Annotated in this window: 17 protein-coding genes and 1 other annotated feature; all 17 genes read right to left on the bottom strand. The window is 44.8% G+C overall.

Annotation, left to right across the window (positions count from 1 at the left end):
* Positions 1-14 precede the first annotated feature (14 nt).
* Positions 15-932, bottom strand: a complete 918-nt coding sequence (locus tag EIM92_RS18760) for an ABC transporter permease (protein ID WP_125084122.1) — start codon at positions 930-932, stop codon at positions 15-17.
* A 145-nt stretch (positions 933-1,077) separates the two neighbouring features.
* Positions 1,078-2,649, bottom strand: coding sequence for an ABC transporter substrate-binding protein (locus tag EIM92_RS18765; protein WP_125084123.1), 1,572 nt, complete (start codon positions 2,647-2,649; stop codon positions 1,078-1,080).
* Positions 2,650-2,669: 20 nt separating this feature from the next.
* Positions 2,670-3,899, bottom strand: a complete 1,230-nt coding sequence (locus tag EIM92_RS18770; protein WP_425464166.1) for a M20 metallopeptidase family protein — start codon at positions 3,897-3,899, stop codon at positions 2,670-2,672.
* Entirely contained in the window at positions 3,874-4,599 is a 726-nt protein-coding gene (locus EIM92_RS18775) for a FadR/GntR family transcriptional regulator (protein ID WP_125084124.1), read from the bottom strand. The genes EIM92_RS18770 and EIM92_RS18775 overlap by 26 nt, the downstream gene beginning before the upstream one ends.
* A gap of 462 nt (positions 4,600-5,061) precedes the next feature.
* Entirely contained in the window at positions 5,062-5,391 is a 330-nt protein-coding gene (locus EIM92_RS18780; protein WP_125084125.1) for a carboxymuconolactone decarboxylase family protein, read from the bottom strand.
* An 18-nt stretch (positions 5,392-5,409) separates the two neighbouring features.
* Entirely contained in the window at positions 5,410-6,837 is a 1,428-nt protein-coding gene (locus EIM92_RS18785; RefSeq protein WP_125084126.1) for a 6-phospho-beta-glucosidase, read from the bottom strand.
* 28 nt (positions 6,838-6,865) lie between these two features.
* Complete coding sequence (locus EIM92_RS18790; RefSeq protein ID WP_125084127.1) at positions 6,866-8,752, bottom strand: beta-glucoside-specific PTS transporter subunit IIABC; 1,887 nt, start codon at positions 8,750-8,752, stop codon at positions 6,866-6,868.
* A gap of 276 nt (positions 8,753-9,028) precedes the next feature.
* Complete coding sequence (locus EIM92_RS18795) at positions 9,029-9,910, bottom strand: LysR family transcriptional regulator (protein ID WP_125084128.1); 882 nt, start codon at positions 9,908-9,910, stop codon at positions 9,029-9,031.
* A gap of 462 nt (positions 9,911-10,372) precedes the next feature.
* A complete protein-coding gene (gene sstT, locus EIM92_RS18805; protein ID WP_125084129.1) occupies positions 10,373-11,602 on the bottom strand; it encodes a serine/threonine transporter SstT in 1,230 nt (409 codons plus the stop codon).
* Positions 11,603-11,745: 143 nt separating this feature from the next.
* Positions 11,746-12,867 carry an NAD(P)/FAD-dependent oxidoreductase gene (locus EIM92_RS18810; RefSeq protein ID WP_125084130.1) on the bottom strand — a complete coding sequence of 374 codons (1,122 nt, stop codon included), beginning with the start codon at positions 12,865-12,867 and terminating at the stop codon, positions 11,746-11,748.
* A gap of 432 nt (positions 12,868-13,299) precedes the next feature.
* Positions 13,300-14,385 carry an aspartate-semialdehyde dehydrogenase gene (asd, locus tag EIM92_RS18815; RefSeq protein ID WP_125084131.1) on the bottom strand — a complete coding sequence of 362 codons (1,086 nt, stop codon included), beginning with the start codon at positions 14,383-14,385 and terminating at the stop codon, positions 13,300-13,302.
* Positions 14,386-14,491: 106 nt separating this feature from the next.
* Positions 14,492-14,756: a binding site (T-box leader), on the bottom strand.
* Between the two features lie 95 nt (positions 14,757-14,851).
* Positions 14,852-15,508, bottom strand: a complete 657-nt coding sequence (locus tag EIM92_RS18820; protein WP_125084132.1) for a GAP family protein — start codon at positions 15,506-15,508, stop codon at positions 14,852-14,854.
* On the bottom strand, positions 15,505-16,290 hold the full coding sequence (locus EIM92_RS18825; protein WP_125084133.1) for a MerR family transcriptional regulator: 786 nt from the start codon (positions 16,288-16,290) through the stop codon (positions 15,505-15,507). Before EIM92_RS18825 ends, EIM92_RS18820 begins: the two co-directional genes overlap by 4 nt.
* 25 nt (positions 16,291-16,315) lie before the next feature.
* A complete protein-coding gene (locus EIM92_RS18830) occupies positions 16,316-16,570 on the bottom strand; it encodes a hypothetical protein (RefSeq protein ID WP_164514983.1) in 255 nt (84 codons plus the stop codon).
* Between the two features lie 304 nt (positions 16,571-16,874).
* Complete coding sequence (locus EIM92_RS18835; protein ID WP_125084135.1) at positions 16,875-17,651, bottom strand: DUF4367 domain-containing protein; 777 nt, start codon at positions 17,649-17,651, stop codon at positions 16,875-16,877.
* Between the two features lie 89 nt (positions 17,652-17,740).
* Positions 17,741-18,742, bottom strand: coding sequence for a DUF4367 domain-containing protein (locus EIM92_RS18840; protein ID WP_125084136.1), 1,002 nt, complete (start codon positions 18,740-18,742; stop codon positions 17,741-17,743).
* Positions 18,714-19,283 carry an RNA polymerase sigma factor gene (locus EIM92_RS18845; RefSeq protein WP_125084137.1) on the bottom strand — a complete coding sequence of 190 codons (570 nt, stop codon included), beginning with the start codon at positions 19,281-19,283 and terminating at the stop codon, positions 18,714-18,716. Before EIM92_RS18845 ends, EIM92_RS18840 begins: the two co-directional genes overlap by 29 nt.
* Between the last annotated feature and the right edge of the window lie 251 nt (positions 19,284-19,534).

The following is a 19,534-nucleotide window of genomic DNA, read 5'->3' on the forward strand; positions in this document are numbered from 1 at the left end:
CGCTTCTCCCTTTCCTAGTCGTATTTAATGCGTGGATCCAGCAGACGGTAAGCCACATCCGTTAAAATATTTGTTATGACTACAATAAAGGCAATGACAAAGACCGCCGCCTGTACAATAGCCATATCGTGCGTATTGACCGCGACAACAAGCAGTTGTCCAAGTCCTGGCCAGGCAAATACCGTCTCCGTAATCAATGTGCCACCGATCAGACTGGTGAACTGTAAGCTCATTATTGTCACGACTGGAATCATCCCATTGCGAAACGCGTGCTTGCCGATCACCCATATCTCGCGAATTCCTTTACTGCGGGCGGTGCGGATATAGTCCTGATTGAGAATATCCAACATGCTTGAACGGATTAATCGCGTCATTTGCGCCGCAAGCCCCACACCCAGTGTAAACGCCGGCAAAATAAGGTGGGACAGACCACCTCGCCCCGACACGGGCAGGACGCCCCATATGACCGAGAATAGTAAAATCAACATAATTCCCATCCAGAAGTTAGGCATCGCCTTGCCGATGACCGAAATGCCGGATATAAGCAGATCGACGAACGTATTGCGCTTGACCGCAGAGGCTACCCCCAGCGGCACAGCCATCAATACAGCAAACAGCATAGCCGCGGCGGCCAACTCAAAACTCGCCGGCAGCCGCTCCAGCACTAGCGGCAGCGCAGACTCGCCATAACGGAACGACTTGCCGAAGTCACCCTGCAGTGCACTGCCCAAAAATTTCAAATACTGCACATATAGCGGCTGATTCAGTCCCAATGCCTCGGCAAGCACCGCCCGATCTTCCGCGGTCGCCGTCTCCGGCAGCATAAGAGCAACCGGATCCCCCGTCACCCTGACCAGAACGAAGACGATGATGGAAACGATCAAGAGGACAGGAATGACCTGCAACAGCGATTTGATGATGTATTTTCCCATAGCAGCATTCACCTTTCGTAGCCATTCGCGGGCCCTGCCTCCTCAACTCTCAAGCAGTTCAGCCCGATTTAACAAAGCACGGCCGGAACGAAACCACCGTCCCCGCCGTCCTCCGTTATTGATTTAATCTAGTTTCTGCAACAGGTTACTGCGCTGCCGGTGTAATTTCCTCCGCATAGAACAATTCATCACTGCGCGGCTGGAAGTTAACACGTTGATCTACGCCAAACACCCCTTCCATTTGGTACAAATACACCGCAGGGCGATCTTCAGCGAAGATTTGCTGAACCTGCTGATACTCTAACTCTCGAGATGCCGGATCCATATTCACCAGAGCCGACTGCAGCAGTTGCTCGACCTCTGGATTATCGTAATCAGTCTCATCCTTGGCTTCCTCGAACAAGTAACGGTTGTAGTTATTCGATGCGTCGAACAGCGAGTTGCCAATGCCGATCATGAAAATTTCTTTAAACGATTTGGAGCTGTAGCGTTCACTGAACGCGCTCGGTTCAAGCACATCCAGATTTACTTTAAAGCCAACCTGCTCCAGCATGGCCGCCACGACTTCCGACTGCTCCTTGTACTGGGATGACACGGAAATCGTCAATTCCGGGCCTGCGTCGGCATAACCAGCTTCTTTCAGCAATTCTTTAGCTCTCTCTTGATCGTATAGCGATTGCTTGTAAAGCGATGGATCGGCTCCAAAGTTGCCTGGAGTTACTGACGTACGCGTAACGACTCCTGCTCCACCCGCAATGCTGTCTACAATTCCTTGCTTGTCGATTGCTAAATCAATCGCTTCTCTGACCTTAGGATCAGAAGTGACAATACCTTCGGTATGACGCAGAATCAATTGCAGCACCCGCTGTGTGGGGGCTTTGACAATTTTCTTGCTGTCTGCGTTTTGAATACGATCGATATCGGTGGACGGAATACCGGATGCCACATCAATGCCTCCGGCGAGCAGCTCCGACACGCGCGTCGACGCTTCCGGAATTACGCGGAATACAACCTGATCCCATTTCGGCTGACCTTCATAATAATTCTCGTTCTTCACCAGCTCCACGCGATCATCCTTAATCCATTTACTGAATTTATAAGGGCCTGTACCCACCGGCTCTTTCAAAAATGCTTCGACACCCTTGTCCTGGATATATTTGGACGGTAGAATTCCCGCTCCCATTTTAGACAGCCGATTCAACAATAGCGGATCAGGTTCGCTAGTCACAATATCCACGGTATGCTCATCCACGATGTTCACTTCTACGATATTTTTAAAATATGAGTTCTGTTTCAGCGCTCCATCCTTAGCTACCCGCTCAATCGTAAACTTCACGTCTTCCGCAGTAAAAGGATCACCGTTATGGAAGGTAACACCTTCCCTCAGCTTGAATTGCCAAGTCGTCTCATTCACCTGCTCCCAAGATGTGGCCAAACCGGGAACCTTGTTTTGCTCGCTGTCGTTTTTTAGTAAATAGTCGAACACATTCACGATAACCGCTTCACTGGCCGTATTGTTATTGTTATGAGGATCAAAACTTTCGATATCAGTACCAACGCCAAATGTCAGTGTTTGACTTTTTGTCGCCTCGTACTCAATCTTCTCATCTGCGGATGTGTTAGCACCAGCACCCGTATTCCCGCCTCCGCACGCGGTAACTAGAACCATCGCTGCCAGTAGTGTCATCCATATACCTATCCATTTCTTTCTTTGCATCTCTTCCACTCCTCTAATGATTAATTTCTATTTAAAAATTCAATAGCAATAGCTGATAGCATGCTTACGCCGTAAGGCATTGCTGCTTCATCCAGATCGAATAAGGGGTGGTGCAGTGGATACTGCGTCCGCTCCTCGCCACAATCCGATCCAAGCCGGAAAAACACGCCGGGAACGCGGCCGGAATAAAATGCGAAATCCTCTCCTCCCGTGGAGGGCTTTAAATAACGCCATGTCTTGGTGCCGTATAATTGCTCGCTAACCTCTGTCATAAAGTCAACCATCGCTGGATCATTGATAACAAGAGGATACCCTTCCCCATGCTCGATTTCATACCCAGCCCCGAAGGAGGTGCAAATCCCGCTGACCACTTGCTCAATCAGCCCAGGCAGCTGCTTTCTTACCTCTGGGGATAAGGTACGAACGGTTCCCGTCAGCTCTACCTCGGGCGCCAGCGCCGTTCCCATATAACCGCCGGAAATTTTGCCGATCGTAATGACGGCCGGTTCGAGCGGATCAACCATGCGGCTTGTAATGTTCTGCAGCGCGGTAATAATTTGCGCGGATACAGCAATGGCGTCGATCCCTTCATGAGGGCGCGCAGCATGCCCGCCTCTACCGAGTACCTTAATCTTAAGGGCATCGGCCGAAGCAAAAGCCGCCCCCTTGGTTACGCCAAGCTCGCCTGTCTTCAGCCCGGGATAAATGTGCAGACCTGCCATCGCATCGACCACCGGATTTTCCAGGACACCGTCCTCGATCATTGCTCTCGCGCCTGCCAAGCCTTCTTCCGCAGGCTGAAATATAAATTTGATGTTACCTGCTTTGGGACGCCCAAGACTTGACAGCAATTGAGCTGCTCCCATCAACATGGCCGTATGGGCATCATGACCGCATAAATGAGCTTTGCCTGGGATTCGCGAGCAATAGTCCGATGTCTTCTGGTCTTGGATCGGCAGAGCATCCATATCCGCCCGTAAACCAATCGTCGGTCCCGGCGCATGGCCTTTAAGCAGCCCCACCACTCCGGTTTGTCCTATATTTCTTGTCACCTCTAGCCCCAGACTCTCCAAATGCCTAGCTACGATTTCTGCCGTTCGGAATTCCTCATACCCTGTTTCAGGGTGACGGTGAAAATCTCTCCGCCATTCGGTAAGCTGTTGCTGAAGCGGCTTTGCCAAGTCTAAAAGTTCTTTAATGTCCATAAATCCTGCATTCTCCTTCCTAATCCGCCGCAACCACTCTTTCATAAATAGCCTCTGCGGAGAACCCGGTGTGACGTCTCATCACTTCGCGCGACTTGATGCTGTCATGGGCCTTCAGCGCTGTCAGAATTTCTGTATGCACTTCGTAGTTGATCTTCCGGACTTCCTCGTTATAGGGCATTAGATCGAGAGCTGGGTTAATCTTCGTCCGAATATGCCGCACCGCGGACTCCAAGTAGGGATTTCCCGAAGCTTTGGCAATCGCAAGATGGAATTTGACATCCAGTGCCCGAAACCATTCGCGTGTACATTCCGGTTCCAGGCTCTGATCCAGGTAGTTTTGAAGCAGCTCAAGCTCACCTGCGGTGATTCGTTCAGCGGCCAGAAAAGCTCCCTCCGGTTCAATAATCTTCCGGTACTCAAACACCATCAGCATCTGTTCCCAATCCCGTTTAATCTCCTCTGCCGTCCGTTTATGGGAATTAGCCGTCACTGGCTGAATAAAAGTCCCTCCCTTTGCCCCAACCCGCTTCTGAATCAGCCCCTTACTCTCCAATTCAGCAAGCGCCTCACGCACCGTGATTCGACTGGCATTGAAAATTTCCGCTAGTTCTCGCTCAGATGGAAGCTGTTCCCCGCTCATAAGCTCCTTAAGAATAATCGCTTCTTCCAACTGCTCTCTAATAAATTCACTGACCTTTTTCGTCGATACCTTTTCAAAATGGAGGGGAAAATCAGTAGACATGACAATTCATCACTCCGAATATTTATGGTCTAGACCTTATACCATTACTATAATACCAAGTAAACTTATATGCAATATGTTTATTTATCCGTAGCTCTCCTAATCTTGTTACCACAACATCGTTAATACCCTGAATTCATAGCCCCATGGTCAAAATCGGATTCGACTTAACGAGAATGCATTACTGTAGGAATGGCATGCAAGCGTGTAAGTGAATCGAAAAATAGCGTACGCCCCGTAACTTGGGACGTGCGCTATTGTCATTCAATATGTAACCCCCAGGCAACTAATCTAAGGTCAGCATCCGCCTTAATTGCAATTTGGTGCATTCCAGCGCCTATCCAGGGGAACCTCATCTCCTTATGATGGTCACTCAGAAGACTGCGATGCGGATGCCTCCCGAAGCTCCAAGCTTCTCTACAGTCATCTCCGGCGTAAGCGTGGAATACGGGGAAATAAGCATTACAAATCTTTCGAAAATATTTCTTTTGCAACTGTAATGGCAGACATTGCTTTCGGCCAGCCAGCATAAAAAGCCAGATGAGTAATAGTTTCAATTAACTCCTCTTCCGTGAGACCATTTTGTATTGCATAGTTTAAGTGAAAATTCAGTTGCTCCGTATTTCCCCCAGTAACTAAGCTAGCTACAGTGATTAAGCTTCGATCACGTGGAGAAAGTTCTTTACGTTCCCAAACATCTCCAAACAGAACGCTATCAGTAAGTTCAACTAGTTTAGGCGCAAAGTTGCCGATAGCATTCTGAGCAGCGGTTTGCTCTTTTGAATTTGACATTTAAAGCTCTCCTTTCGATTATTCTAAATCTTCTCCATTGCTGCTAATTACCTTTTTATACCAATAAAAAGATTTTTTCTTACTACGCTTCATTGTGCCATTCCCATCGTCATCTTTATCCACATAAATGAAACCGTATCTTTTACTCATTTGTCCAGAACTAGAGCTTACTAAATCAATGCAGCCCCAGGTAGTATAGCCTAACAAATCTACGCCATCTTCTTCTACGGCCGCTTTAAAGGCGACGATATGTTCACGAAGATACTCGATTCTATAATCATCTTCGATATGTCCATTTTCATCAGGCGTATCTACAGCTCCCAAACCATTTTCAACAATAAAGAGCGGTTTTTGATAGCGGTCATATAATGCGTTCAATGTAATCCTTAACCCAAGGGGATCTATCTGCCATCCCCATTCGCTTGTTTTTAAATATGGATTTCGCAATGTTGGAAACAGATTAGCGGCGGTTTGTGTATTCACCTCGGGGTCAGCGCTTGTTAAGCGAGAACCATAGTAACTAAATGAAACAAAGTCAACAGTATTCTTCTTTAAAAGTTCTTCATCGCCGTCCTCCATTTTCAACTTAATATTCATTCTTTCAAACATTTTTTTCGCATAATTTGGATATTCTCCGCGGGATTGCACATCAACAAAGAAGTAATGTTCCCGATCCCTTTCCATTGCTTTCCATACGTCTTCGGGAGCACATGTATAAGGATAAGTGCTGGCACCCGCTAACATGCATCCAATCTTAAATTCGGGATTTATCTTACGGGCAATTTCAGTTGCTTTTGCACTTGCGACTAATTGGTAATGGGCGGCCTGATACTTCACTGCTTCTTCATTTTCACCTTTTTCAAACACTAAACCGGAACTCCCAAATGGCAGATGCAATAACATATTGATCTCATTAAAAGTCAGCCAATACTTTACTTTATCTTTATAACGAGTAAAGATGGTTTCACAGAGTCTTTCATAATAATCAATCATTTTACGGCTTCTCCAGGAACCAATTGTCTTTACTAAATGCAATGGCACATCAAAATGAGTGATTGTTACCAGAGGTTCTATACCATATTTTAAACATTCATCAAAAACATTTTCGTAGAATTTCAAGCCCTCTTCATTTGGTACCGCATCATCACCATTAGGGAAGATTCGTGTCCATGCAATAGAAAGGCGGTAGCATTTAAAACCCATTTCAGCAAATAAAGAAATGTCTTCTTTATAACGATGGTAAAAATCAATTGCTTCATGACTTGGATAAAAATACTGATCATTGCATTCCAGCATTTTCATTTTGCCTTTCATTACAGAAACGCGATCCCTTCCCGCTGGAATAACATCAACTGTAGATAATCCCTTATTCCCTTCCAAATATCCCCCTTCACATTGGTTTGCAGCAGTTGCTCCTCCCCAGAGGAAATCTTTTCTTAATGCCACAGAAACATTCTCCTTTAATTAAATATTGTTATGCTTTTAAAACTAGCAACTCATTATTAAAATCAACTTGTTGAATATTATGATTTGGTATGATGTCAGAATATTTATGCGTATTGGCAACAATGACAGGCGTTTGAGTTACATAACCCTCTTGTTTTATGTTCTCCAGGTCAAACACCAGCAATGTCTGTCCTTTGGCCACTCTTTGCCCTTCTTCAACGTGAGCTTCAAAATATTTCCCATTTAGTTTCACTGTATTCAATCCAACATGGATGAGTATTTCAGCACCATCATCGGATAGTAAACCTAATGCATGTTTTTTAGGAAATAATGAAACCACTTTGCCATCAAAAGGAGCAATCACTTTTCCTTCACTTGGTTCAATGGCAATTCCCTTCCCCATTGCTTCGGAGGCAAAGGCTGTATCTTCTACATCCTTTAGCGGAATCATCTTCCCTTGGATTGGACTTGTAATGACAATATCTTCAATTGCAATCTCTTCGTTATTTGTAGTTATTTTGTCTGCATCGCTACTATGATTTTGCTGAGGCAACTCTTTTTCGAATTTCAGACTTAAGAGATAGGTAAGCACTGCAGTTACGATAGCTGAAATTCCTAGTGCAATCAGGATGTTATAGAGATTCCAAATGTTTTCTCCGATATATAGTGGAATAGCTGGAATACCTGATGCACCAGTCGCATAACGTGAGACTCCCATTAATCCAGCGTAAAGACCACCAAATGCGCTACCAATCATTGCAGCAATAAGAGGGTATTTTTTAGGTAAATTAACCCCATAAAGAGCTGCCTCTGTAATCCCCATTAATCCGGTTATACCACTGGAGGTCGAGATTTGCTTAAATGATGAATCTTTCGTTCTCCAGCCTACAACTAAAGCTGCAGCACCTTGAGAAATATTAGATATAATTGCTCCAGGACCTAAAATATTCTCATATCCTAAAGTAGTTATTTGAGCTAATGATAATGGAACAATATTATGGTGTAGACCAAACATAACTAGTAATGGCCAAAAAGTTGCAATAATGAAAATGATTAACCAAGCTCCCTGAGACCCTAAAAAGTCAAATCCCATGGCTAAATAAGTTCCGAAAAATGATCCTAGCGGTCCTAATGCAGTTAAAGAAATAATACCCATAACTAAAATTGTAAACATAGGAACAAAGATGATTTTTACAGCGTTTGGTATGATTTTTTTAAAGAATGATTCAATGTAAGATTGCGCCCAAATACTTAATAAAATGGGAACAACAGATGAACTATAAGAGACAAGTGTCAACGGAATTCCGAAAACGCTTACATCTTCGCCGGCTGATCGTAATGCAATCAGGTTCGGATGGAGCAAAATCCCGGCAGTTACCAACGCAAGTACGGGGCTACATTTTAATTTGTTAGCTGCTGAGAATGCCAATAAAAACGGTAAAAAATAGAAGATAGCGTCGGACATGAAATTAACTACATAGTAGGTTTGCGACTCTCTGGACACCAAATTGAATAATAGAAGGATCGCCAAAAGTGCCTTAATCATTCCTGCACCAGCAATAGCTGGTACGATTGGACTGAATGTACCGGAAATGAAATCGATTAATTTGCCGAATACTCCTACTTTTCTATCATCTGAAGAACTCCCATTTGAATGGTTTATAGGGTTTAGATGCTTGATAACCTCTGTGTACACCTCTTCAACATGTGTTCCGATAACAACCTGAAACTGTCCACCACTTTGGATCGCATCAATAACACCATCTAAAGCTTTAATCGCTTGCTGATCGGCCTTCTTATTATCGTTCAGTGCAAATCTAAGTCTGGTCATACAATGGGTTAGTGTAGATACATTTTCACTGCCACCAATTTTATCAACAATTTCCTGAGCTAATTTGTCATATTTTCTGCTCATACAATAAATGACTCCCCTCTTGATTAGTCTAGACATTCTGCTGGGAAAAATAAAAGATAACAATACAAATATTGAAGCTTTCGAAAGCGCTTAATAAAAATAAATAGTCGCTTCCCCCTTATACCTTGTGCACCTCCATAGAATAAATACTTTAATAATTTTCTTACAAAATAAAAAAGTTATTTATCAGCGATAATTCAAAGGTTCATTCTCGTTGACACCTTTATACTATCACCACATAAATAACTATATCCAATACCTATAATTCATACTTTATTATGCCTGCAAGGCATCTCTAATAAATTGTATAAAGCGAGCAGAGGTTTGGCTCAAGATCTTATGTTTTTTCCAAACAATTATAGTTCCGAAATTGAGTTCAGGATAAAATGGTCTGAAACAAAGTTGATCTGAATCCCTTATCCCAAGAGCACCTTCAATACATATTGCAGTTCCCATACCATTTTCTACAAGATTAACTATATTGGAAATCAAATTATAAGTAGCTACAATATGCAAATTAACATATTCATCAGCAAACCAATTAGCTATTTCATGTTGAACTACAGGCCGGCTAGAAATGATTAAGGGCACCCCAACAAGATCCTGGGGAGTCACATTTTCTTTTTTTGCTAGAGGAGCAGATGCCTTTGTAAGAATTCCCCATCGTTCCTTTTGTGGCAATCTGATAAAATCGTATTTTTCAAAATTTATAGGTTCTAGTAGAATTCCTACCTCAAGCAATCCTTTATCTATTCTTTCCTTTATATCATCCCCTGTTCCGCTAAAAATATGATAGCTGACCTGTGGATATTCAACGTAAAATGCTTTTAACAATTTAGCTAACACTTGCGAAGTCAGTGATTCTACACTGCCTATAAATATTGTTCCTGCTACTAAGTTTTTCTGATCTTTAAATTCTTTCTCCGTCTTATCCACAATGGTAAGGATTTCTTCTGCTCTCTGACGCAAAAGCATACCGGCATCCGTTAATGATATCTTTCTTTTTCCGCGTATAAGTAGTTGAGTTCCTAACTCTTTTTCTAAATCCGCCAGTTGTCTGCTTAACGTGGGCTGTGTTACATGTAATATATTAGCCGCATGAGTAATACTTTCTACACGTGCAACTGTAAGAAAATACCGAAGTACCCTTAACTCCATATTTGCCCTCCATTTTTGTGTTCAATATATAAATTTAGTTTATCATGACCTCTTAAAAAAAGAATCTTTGCTTATTGAAAACGTAGACGCGAAAAAGGACAAGGATAACCACCAATTCCATCGATTTCCCCCTCCACAGCCTTAAGGCAAATGGGTGCCGGCTGGAATTTGGTAACACATTGGATCCTATTCCGACGGAAGGATCTTGGAGTCCTCCTGTAAGTTAGACGGATCTGCTATCACTTTAAAGAGAGAGTATCTCTCTGTCCGCATCCGTGATTTTGGCGTTCAAACAACGCTTAGATTCACATTTACCAGAGGTGCAGACCAATTATTGGACTTCATTAAGTATAAAACGCCGGATTTGGCCACAACAGAAATAACGATTGTAAAATTTCTTTTGACTTTCTCTATTCTTCCGCCAAAAAAAAGCAGGGGCCCCATGGCCACCTGCTTCTGAATTTAAGTGCTCACAATTGCTCTCTTGTCTTCTTTGCGTTGTTTAGCATATTCGGCAGTCGCCGTAAATAATACGTCTGAGGATGAATTCAGTGCCGTTTCGAAAGAATCCTGCAAAACCCCGATAATGAAGCCTACGCCGACGACCTGCATGGCGATATCATTTGATATGCCGAACAAGCTGCATGCTAGCGGAATCAGTAGCAGAGATCCACCGGGAACGCCCGAAGCTCCCGTCGCAGCTATAGCGGATAGGACACTGAGAATCAGCGCTGTGCCGAAATCAACTTGAATGCCGAGCGTATGAACGGCCGCAAGGGTTAAGACGGAAATCGTAACCGCCGCACCTGCCATATTGATCGTAGCGCCTAATGGAATGGAGACCGAATAGGTGTCCGGATTCAGCTTTAATTTTTCGCACAGTCTCATATTAATCGGAATGTTGGCCGCGGAACTGCGTGTGAAAAATGCCGTTATCCCGCTTTCCCTCAAACAGCTAAATACAAGAGGGTAAGGATTTTCACGAGTGTTCAGGAATACGATCAATGGATTAACGACAAGGGCTATAAATAGCATACATCCGATCAGGACGAAAAGTAACTTTCCGTAATCGAGCAGTGAGATAAGCCCATTAGTTGTAATCGTCTCGAATACAAGCCCCATAATTCCGAACGGCGCAAATTGAATGACCCAAGTGACAATTTTGGATATGGCGTCCGAGAAATGAGTGATTAAATTCTTCGTAGTATCATTAACCCCTTTTAAAGCAAGCCCAAGCAGAATCGCCCAGGCGAGAATACCGATATAATTAGCGCTTAGCAAGGCATTGGCTGGATTGTCCACAACCTGAAACAGCAGGTTCTTCAACACTTCAACAATGCTTTCAGGTGAAGTCATTTCAGCGGTCTCCGTAACTAGCGAAAGGCTAACCGGAAAGATAAAGCTAGCTCCGACGGCTACAAACCCCGCCAGAAACGTGCCAATGCCATACAGAACGATAATTTTCTTCATGTTCGTCTGAATCCCTTTTTTATGATTGGATATGGTGGACATGACGAGAAACAAAACTAATATGGGGGCGACTGCCTTAAGCGCGGACACAAACAATGATCCGAAAATAGCAATGCCTGTTGCTTTAGGAACAACTAACGCCAAAATAACCCCAAGTATAATTCCCGCGAAAATTCGTTTTACGAGACTTATCTTGTTCCACTTGAGTATGATTGTTTTCATGATTATTCCTCCGGACAGCATGTTATATTTATGCAACGCCTCGACGCTTTAACGAGACATAGCGATAGTTTATCACGCACATCGCCTTTTGTGAATCCATGTAAAGAAGTGTGCAATAAATTTCACAACTCCTCTTTTACAGGTTATGGCCCTATCGCTCCTTCCACCTTGTAATCGTCCAAGGCAATATCGAGATTCATCCCAAGAACCAGCTTGGCCAGTTGACAGCCGATATAAGGACCCATGGTTAGCCCCGATGACCCCAAACCATTGGCAACAAAGATGCCTTTCCAGCCCGGTAAAGCACCGATCACCGGAAGAAAGCCTGGGGTAAACGGGCGAAAACCGACCCTTGCCTCCAAAAAACTACCGCTGGCTAGTCCCGGCGCATACGCTAATGCCTTACTGATCACCTCGTGCAGGCCTCCTGCCGTAACACGGGTATCGTAACCTTGCGGATCATTTTCATGGGTTGCACCAATCACAATTCGACTGCGGTCAAAAGACAGGATATACTGGTCACCTGGCGGTATGATAACAGGCCAACTGCCCGTATCCATACCCGGCAAGGCCAGATGGACGATCTGTGCTTTTTGGAATGTCGCTCTGAAATCCACGCCTAACGGTGCAACCACCGGATTGATCCATGCGCCAGTACAAACGATAACTGCATCGGCAAAAATCATTTCATTCCGTACCCTTACGCCTGTAACCTTATCGCCGTCATGGCACAGATCTGCTTCTCCATCCAGAAGCGTTGCGCCTTTTCGAATCGCAGCGCGAAGCAACGCCTCTCGAAGAGCGCGTCCATCGACGCGGGCAGCCCCGGCAACATGCAGCGCGGCGTAATCATCGGCAAGCGGAGGAAACAATCGCTTCACCTCACACGGAGTGAGCAGCGTAATGTCGCCCATCTCCGGGGCATCCTGCTTGCGCTGATTGGCGCGCTTTTCCAGCTCAATAAGCTTGTCCGTTTCCCGATGGATACGAAGTGCTCCAACTCGCGCGTATCCAGTTTCGGTTTCCCCGTCCTTTTCCAGCTCCTCAATCAATGCGGGATAAAAGCTGGCCCCTTCCCTGGCCAGTCTGTACCAGGCTTGATTGCGTCTCTGCGAAAGCCAAGGGCAAATGATCCCAGCCGCAGCATCTGTTGCCTGTCCTTTGTCCCTTCGGTCAACAATGATGACTTCTGCTCCGTTGTTGGCCAATTGATATGCCGTAGAAGCACCTACTATCCCCGCACCTATCACAATATACTTTGGCATGCTACAACTTCCTTTTGTTTGAGGTCAATGTGTAATTTAGATGTATTTCTAGTATCTATTCTACCTTAAAGACAGTAATCGCAAAAAAAGCTGGATTTCATGTATCTAAAACTTGGTTTTCAGCTATGTTAGCCTTGAAGCCTTAGTTTAAGGACATGAAATCCAGCTATTTGTACATTCAGCAATTGAACGTAGATTTTAAATACAACGGATCCATTTATCAGGTATATTTACATTTTCTGAACCCCTGCATTTAGAGCTTCTACACTTTCAAGAAACCCCTACACCTCCAGAGAGTGCTACGCTCAGAGGAGCTCCTACATCGCCAGAAAATCCGCTCACGGGAACTCCTGCATCGTCAGAGCATCCCACATTTTCAGGTTACCCCACGCCTCTGCAGTTCTATTCCCAATCACCCAGGGAGCGTTACACCTATTTCGGCTGAATATAGCCTTCTGCTTTAAGCAGCTCTGCGATCAGTACAGCGCCCCCGGCCGCTCCGCGCAACGTATTGTGGGATAAGCCTACAAATTTATAGTCGTAGAGCGAATCTTCGCGCAATCTACCCGTCGAGACGCCCATGCCCCGCTCGATGTCACGGTCGAGCCCGCTCTGTGGTCTGTTTTCTTCTTCAAAGTAGGTAATAAACTGCTTCGGTGCGCTTGGCAGATCAAGCTCCTGCGCTCTTCCTCTAAATTGCTGCCAACGAGCAATGATTTCCTCTTTGGAAGGTTTCTTCTTAAAAGATACAAATACAGTCGCCAAATGTCCGTCCGTTACAGGGACGCGGATACATTGCGTCGTAATCAGAGGCGCGCTTGCCTTAATAACCTGGCCATCCTCAACACGGCCCCAGATGCGCAGCGGCTCCTGCTCGCTCTTTTCCTCTTCCCCACCAATATAAGGAATAACGTTGTCCAGCATTTCTGGCCAATCATTGAAATTTTTGCCCGCTCCGGAAATGGCCTGATACGTCGACGCGACCACCGTTGTCGGTTCAAAATCCAATAGAGCATGCAAAGCTGGAACATAACTCTGAATGGAGCAATTGGGTTTAACGGCGATAAACCCGGTCTCCGTTCCGAGCCGTTTGCGCTGAGCAGCAATGACCTCGAGATGCTGCGGATTCACTTCAGGAATGACCATCGGTACATCCGGCGTCCAGCGATGAGCCGAGTTGTTGGAAATGACCGGGGTTCCCGTTTTTGCATAAGCCTCTTCCAAAGCCTGAATTTCAGCTTTTTTCATATCGACCGCACAAAAAACAAAATCAACTTCAGACGTCACCTCTTCTACTTTCGCTGCATCCTGAACAACGATATTCTTCACTCCATCTGGTATTGGCGTAGACAGCTTCCATCTGCCCTGTACGGATTCCTCATATGTTTTCCCGGCAGAGTTCGCGCTAGCTGCAATCGCCGTTACTGTAAACCAAGGGTGCCCATCCAATAACTGCACAAAACGCTGACCGACCATTCCCGTACCGCCAATAATGCCTACTTTTAATTTTTCACCCATCTTTTATCCTTTCCTTTCTACAAGTTTATTTGCCTGAACCTCGAACGAACCTCGCCTATTTGTCTTTTTGAATAAAAAAATCCCACCCCCAAGACTTCTGATCCGTCTTGGGGGCGAGATATGTATGCCCGCGGTACCACCCCAACTTCGTTAATATGTCGCCATATTAACCTCTTCAAGTACAGCATGCCATTTTGCACGCTTATACTCTAGCTCTGTAACAGGAGCTCCTGGCACACCATCCTGACCAATATCATTCCGATGTGCTGCTCAGAGTCTTTTTTCAATAAAGAAATGCTTTGCTCCTTTTCAGCGAACGGAGCTCTCTGTAAAAGATTTCATTTATCTACTCTTCTCATCATCGCATTTAAATATTGCGATTATATTACCAAATAACTGCCCGAACGTAAAGCCATTTATAAAATTTAGGCCTGTTTAGTGCTAAAAATAAAGTGAAAAGGGCCCACTATAAATAATCCAAGCTATTATAAATAAGAATAAGTCCCACGATACACAGCACCCAGGACAGGGCTGAACCGGATGACTTGGCGATTCTCATCTGAAGCTGTTCCAACGGCCTGTGCATCATTCGCCCAAATAACAAATACAGCAGATATAGAATCAACGGAGGCAAAACCATAATGAAATTATATCCAGCCATCACAGGCAGCCACTGATAAGGAATCAAATCAGCCGTCGTCATCAGACCAATGGCAGCAAAATAAGGAAACGCCGTCCCCACCTCAACTAATGCTGTTGTAAAGCCCAATGCAACCATCGAAAATCGGCTTTTGGACTTCGGACGGGGCAATTCCCTTTCACCTTTTTGCGGAGTATAAAAACTGGCTATAAACAAGCCTACCCCAATGATGAAGATGACCCAGCTCACTACCCTGCTCTGGAAAAGAGAAGCCACCGATTCCAGCAGTACCCCCATCCCCAGCATCAGCATAACTCCTACCGAAAAATAAAATCCGGCGACCGTCAGCAAATAAATCAGCAGCCTTGAAGCTAGGTGTTTGGTTTCCGTTAACAGCAAATATACCGTAACTCCTATAGTAGCGGGGCTCAATGTATCCAGTAAGGCCAGTCCACCTATCGAAAGCAGCAGCTCTATGCTCACACTTCTTCCTCTCCCTGATCATGTTGAGGAGCCAACCCTTCTGTCAGCAATGATATATGGTATTCATAGGCTTGCTCCATAAATTCGAGTACATCCCGGTCGATCGGATAAAGTCCAAGCTCTTCCGATTGAGTGGGTGACATCCTTGCGTCCCATAATTTTTGAATAAACTCATCCTCACCCGAAAAATTCTCCTCCTGTTTTTCAAGCATACGTCGGATGATCTGCTGCACTTTGGGGGACGATACGCCCTGCTTCATATGCTGCTTAAGTTGACCTAACAACGCTATCCATTCCAAAGAGTCGGGATCATCTCCACTCATACTCGGAACCTTCTGCAAGAGCTCCAATTCTTTATCGTTAAACAGGCTCTCTTTAAAAATATGTCGCCTTCTCTTATCCTGACTAGATAATTGAATGAACTTCTGAATCGCAAGTGCATCCTCTCCTCCCTCCACAACAAGCCCGCTAATTAGTTCACGCAGGCCCTGCTCGATTACTTTAAGCCTTGACTGCTCCTCCATGATATAAGCCAATTGGGCCTTCAAGCTGGTTGACCAATTCCACTTGGGGTCGGCAAGCATTTCTTTTATATCCTTCAGACTGTACCCGACCCCTTTAAAAAACTGGATCTGTTGAAGCTTGCGCAAATCATTATCTGTATAAAGCCGATGTCCTCCTTCCGTTTTGGACGAAGCTGCCAGTAATCCAATCTGGTCATAGTAACGCAGTGTCCTTACCGTAACTCCGGTCTGTTTTGCCACCTTTTGAATCGGAATCAATCTCAGACACCTCCCCACCATCCGTTTATTCTTCTTTATCCTTATACAAAGCCTGCTTGATCAGATACCCTACGCCTAAACCGACCAAGACGCCAGGAAACGCTTGATGAAAAATCAATCCGATTCCTGCTCCTATAATGACGCACGCATAAATTATAATATCCCCTTTGTTCACATCACTCTCTCCTTCATCCCAGCGGTTTTCCATCTGCCAAGACATGAGCATTTTAATTGAAGCAATGTTGATACATACTGCATAACGGTCAGGTACATTATACAAAATGACGTAACGTCACTTTCAAGCCTTTTTCAAAAACTACTTGAAACTGACGCCGCGTAACCTTATATCGCTGCGGGGACGAGCAGCAAGACAGCAACAAATCGACTGAAGGACTTAAGGATAACGGATCCTTTGAGGTAAATAGTGAAACGCGTTCAGGAAGGATAAACATTAAGGAGTAATGCAGCAGACATAAATTCGTAAGCGAAGCAATACTACAGGGGGATGATAAGAAAAAAAAGAGCCTGCCCTGGGCAGACTCTTGGATCGGACTTGGAACAGGCGTGAAGCCGATCTCTCCGCGCTATTCCTGAATTATACTTTCAGCAATCGTGACGAGATCTTCTTTCGTTAAAGGACTTTTCCTATAGGTAGCAATCTCGTATTCTAGTTGGTTCTCCGCATCCTCCCAGATTAGCTTGGTCGAGTAGACAGCATTTGAACCCGTAGAATAGATCGCTTCGATCCCGTCTATACTCACCTTTTCAAATTTCTCGCCCTTACCTGGTACCCGGGTGCTCTCTGTAATCAGCGGCTGAATTCTTTTGGCACTGATCCGAATGATGTCGTTCCCTTTCGCGTAGACAATGGCCGTTTCCCCCGCTTCGCTCCAATTTACTTTTTTAGCGTAATATTTTTTCCCTTTTGCTTCCGCTTTGAGTTCATCTAACAAAATTTGATACCCTTCACTAAGAAAATGGAAGCATGGAGGTATGATTTCCCCCGACTGAAAAACATATCCTTCCGGAAGCCATTCCGGCTGCTGTAAATCCGGCGCTTTATGTTTGATGGACAGCTGTGTATATTCTTCGTGATCTAAACTCGTTATGGAGCGGTACGTATAATTTAGTATATTGTTAACTCCGTCATACATGACCCTTAAACCGCCTTGCTCATCAACTTTTCTGTATATTGCTTCCGCCTCTTTTTTCTGCCGCTCAAGATTGTTTTTGCTCGAAGCTGCCTGTGTCGCAGGCTTTTTCACCGGTTTGGCAGCAGCTTCGGCAGTAATTACGCTTGCTGAGCTTAGCGCAAGCAGGATGCTTGCAGTGGCGATCATCGTTTTTGTCGTAAGATTCATGAATAAATCTCCTTTCGGCCAATAGGCACTATGTTTGGTTTACTTGTATAACGCCTGATCTTACAGAAAAGGGACACTCCTGCACGAAGTTATTTCACCATGCTCTCGACGATACGAATAAATTCAGACTTGGATAGAGTAGTCCCCGGGTTATCGTAAACGGAATAAAAGACCTCAGCCTCCTCATCCAGCCATTCCAATTTGTGCTTGTAGTAGTCAGCCTCATCCGCCGCCTCTGCCTCCATATAAACCATCTCTTGCCCGCCTACCGTCAGTTTCTCGACGATCACATCTTCAGGATGCATCGTTGTTACCGAAGATGTGCCCTTTTTTCGTACATAAGCATTGATATTGATCATGTCCTCTCCATTGGCATACCTCGCATTTGCACTGCCCGCTATATTCCAGGACAACGGTTTGAGGAACAATTTAGAGTCACTGGCGGAGGACTCGGCCGTACGGATAAACTCCGGCTCCAGCTTTTTCAGATTCTCTAGGCTGGCCTCTCCTTCCATCACACTTGGGAATACCCTTCCCGATTCAAATGAGAGCCCTTTAGGCAAATACTTAGGTTCCACAAATAATGGCCCATTCGTCGCTTCTAGTTGCTTCGCAAATTTCTCGTAACGGCTATGCTCGATCGGCTTATATACGGTTTGAACCATATTTCCTGTGTCATAAGCATTCAGCATATCGTCATCGACATAGTAAGCAACGAGTTCACCCGGCTGAAGCAGTGCTAAGACATGCTCCTTGTAGGCAGACCTCATTTCGTAATAAGTCTTGGCATGGGGAGTATAAGCATCTTCCCTGATTTCCTTCGTTTCAACGATCACTTCGCCCTTGGGGTTCTTAATTTGCACAAATCGCGTTGCCGCATAGCCTGTTAAGGAGGATAGTACAAGAATGAAGCAGATGATCGCGACAATAGCACTGGTGCGTTGTCGGGAAATTTTTTTACCGCTATTTTGTTCATGAATTTCCCTGACCCGGTTCATAACGCTCAGCCGTACATCGATGATTCCCGGCTCATCCTGGATGACAAATTCCTTTATCGTATCATCATGAAGTGTGATTTTGGCCTTTCGCATACTCCGCTCCCCCCTTCTGCTCCATCAGTCTCTGCAGCTTCAGCTTCAACCGGCCGTATTTCTTCTTGACCGCTTCCATGCTTTTCCCTGAAATTTCTCCAATTTCAGCAAATGATTTTTCTTCAAGCGCCCGTAATATCAGTAGACTTCGCTCCTCCGCGCTTAAAGATGTTATGGCGGACGCGAGCGGCTCTCCGAATAATTGGCTCATCATCGTTTGCTCCGCGCTTTCGGTAACAGCGTCCTGACGGAACCAACTCTGAAATTTACGTTGGACACTGCGTTTGCGAAGCAAATTCAAACAATGGTGGTGGGCGATCTTATATAACCAAGATGAAAAGCTGCCGTTCGGTTCAAATAGCTCTATTTTTTCGAACGCTTTGACCAGAATGTCCTGCACCGCATCCTCCGCTTCTTGCCGGTTTGAAAGCATTCGGCTGCAATAGCGGAACATCGGAGCCTGGAAGGCTTCGACGATATGTACATACTGATTGATTTCGCCCGCTTTGACTTCCATGACGCATTTTTCCACAAACTCCATGTAAGCAGCTCCTCCTCTCTATCTACTGTATAAACACTTAAGCAACAGTAAAAGGGACACTATTAGCAAAAACATTTTTATAAAGAATCCTCCTGACTTCCGGGGTTTATTGACTAACATTTTATTAATTGGTATATTTTACAATAATTCTTCAATTGCAGCTGGAGAAATACTTGTTGGTAAAGCTTGTGACTACATGCTCAATAGAGTGATAAGTTCTCAAATCAAAGGTATTCATTTATATCTATTTG

Origin of the sequence: Paenibacillus lentus (genome assembly GCF_003931855.1) — a bacterium.
In the GTDB taxonomy this organism is placed as follows: Bacteria; Bacillota; Bacilli; order Paenibacillales; family Paenibacillaceae; genus Fontibacillus; species Fontibacillus lentus.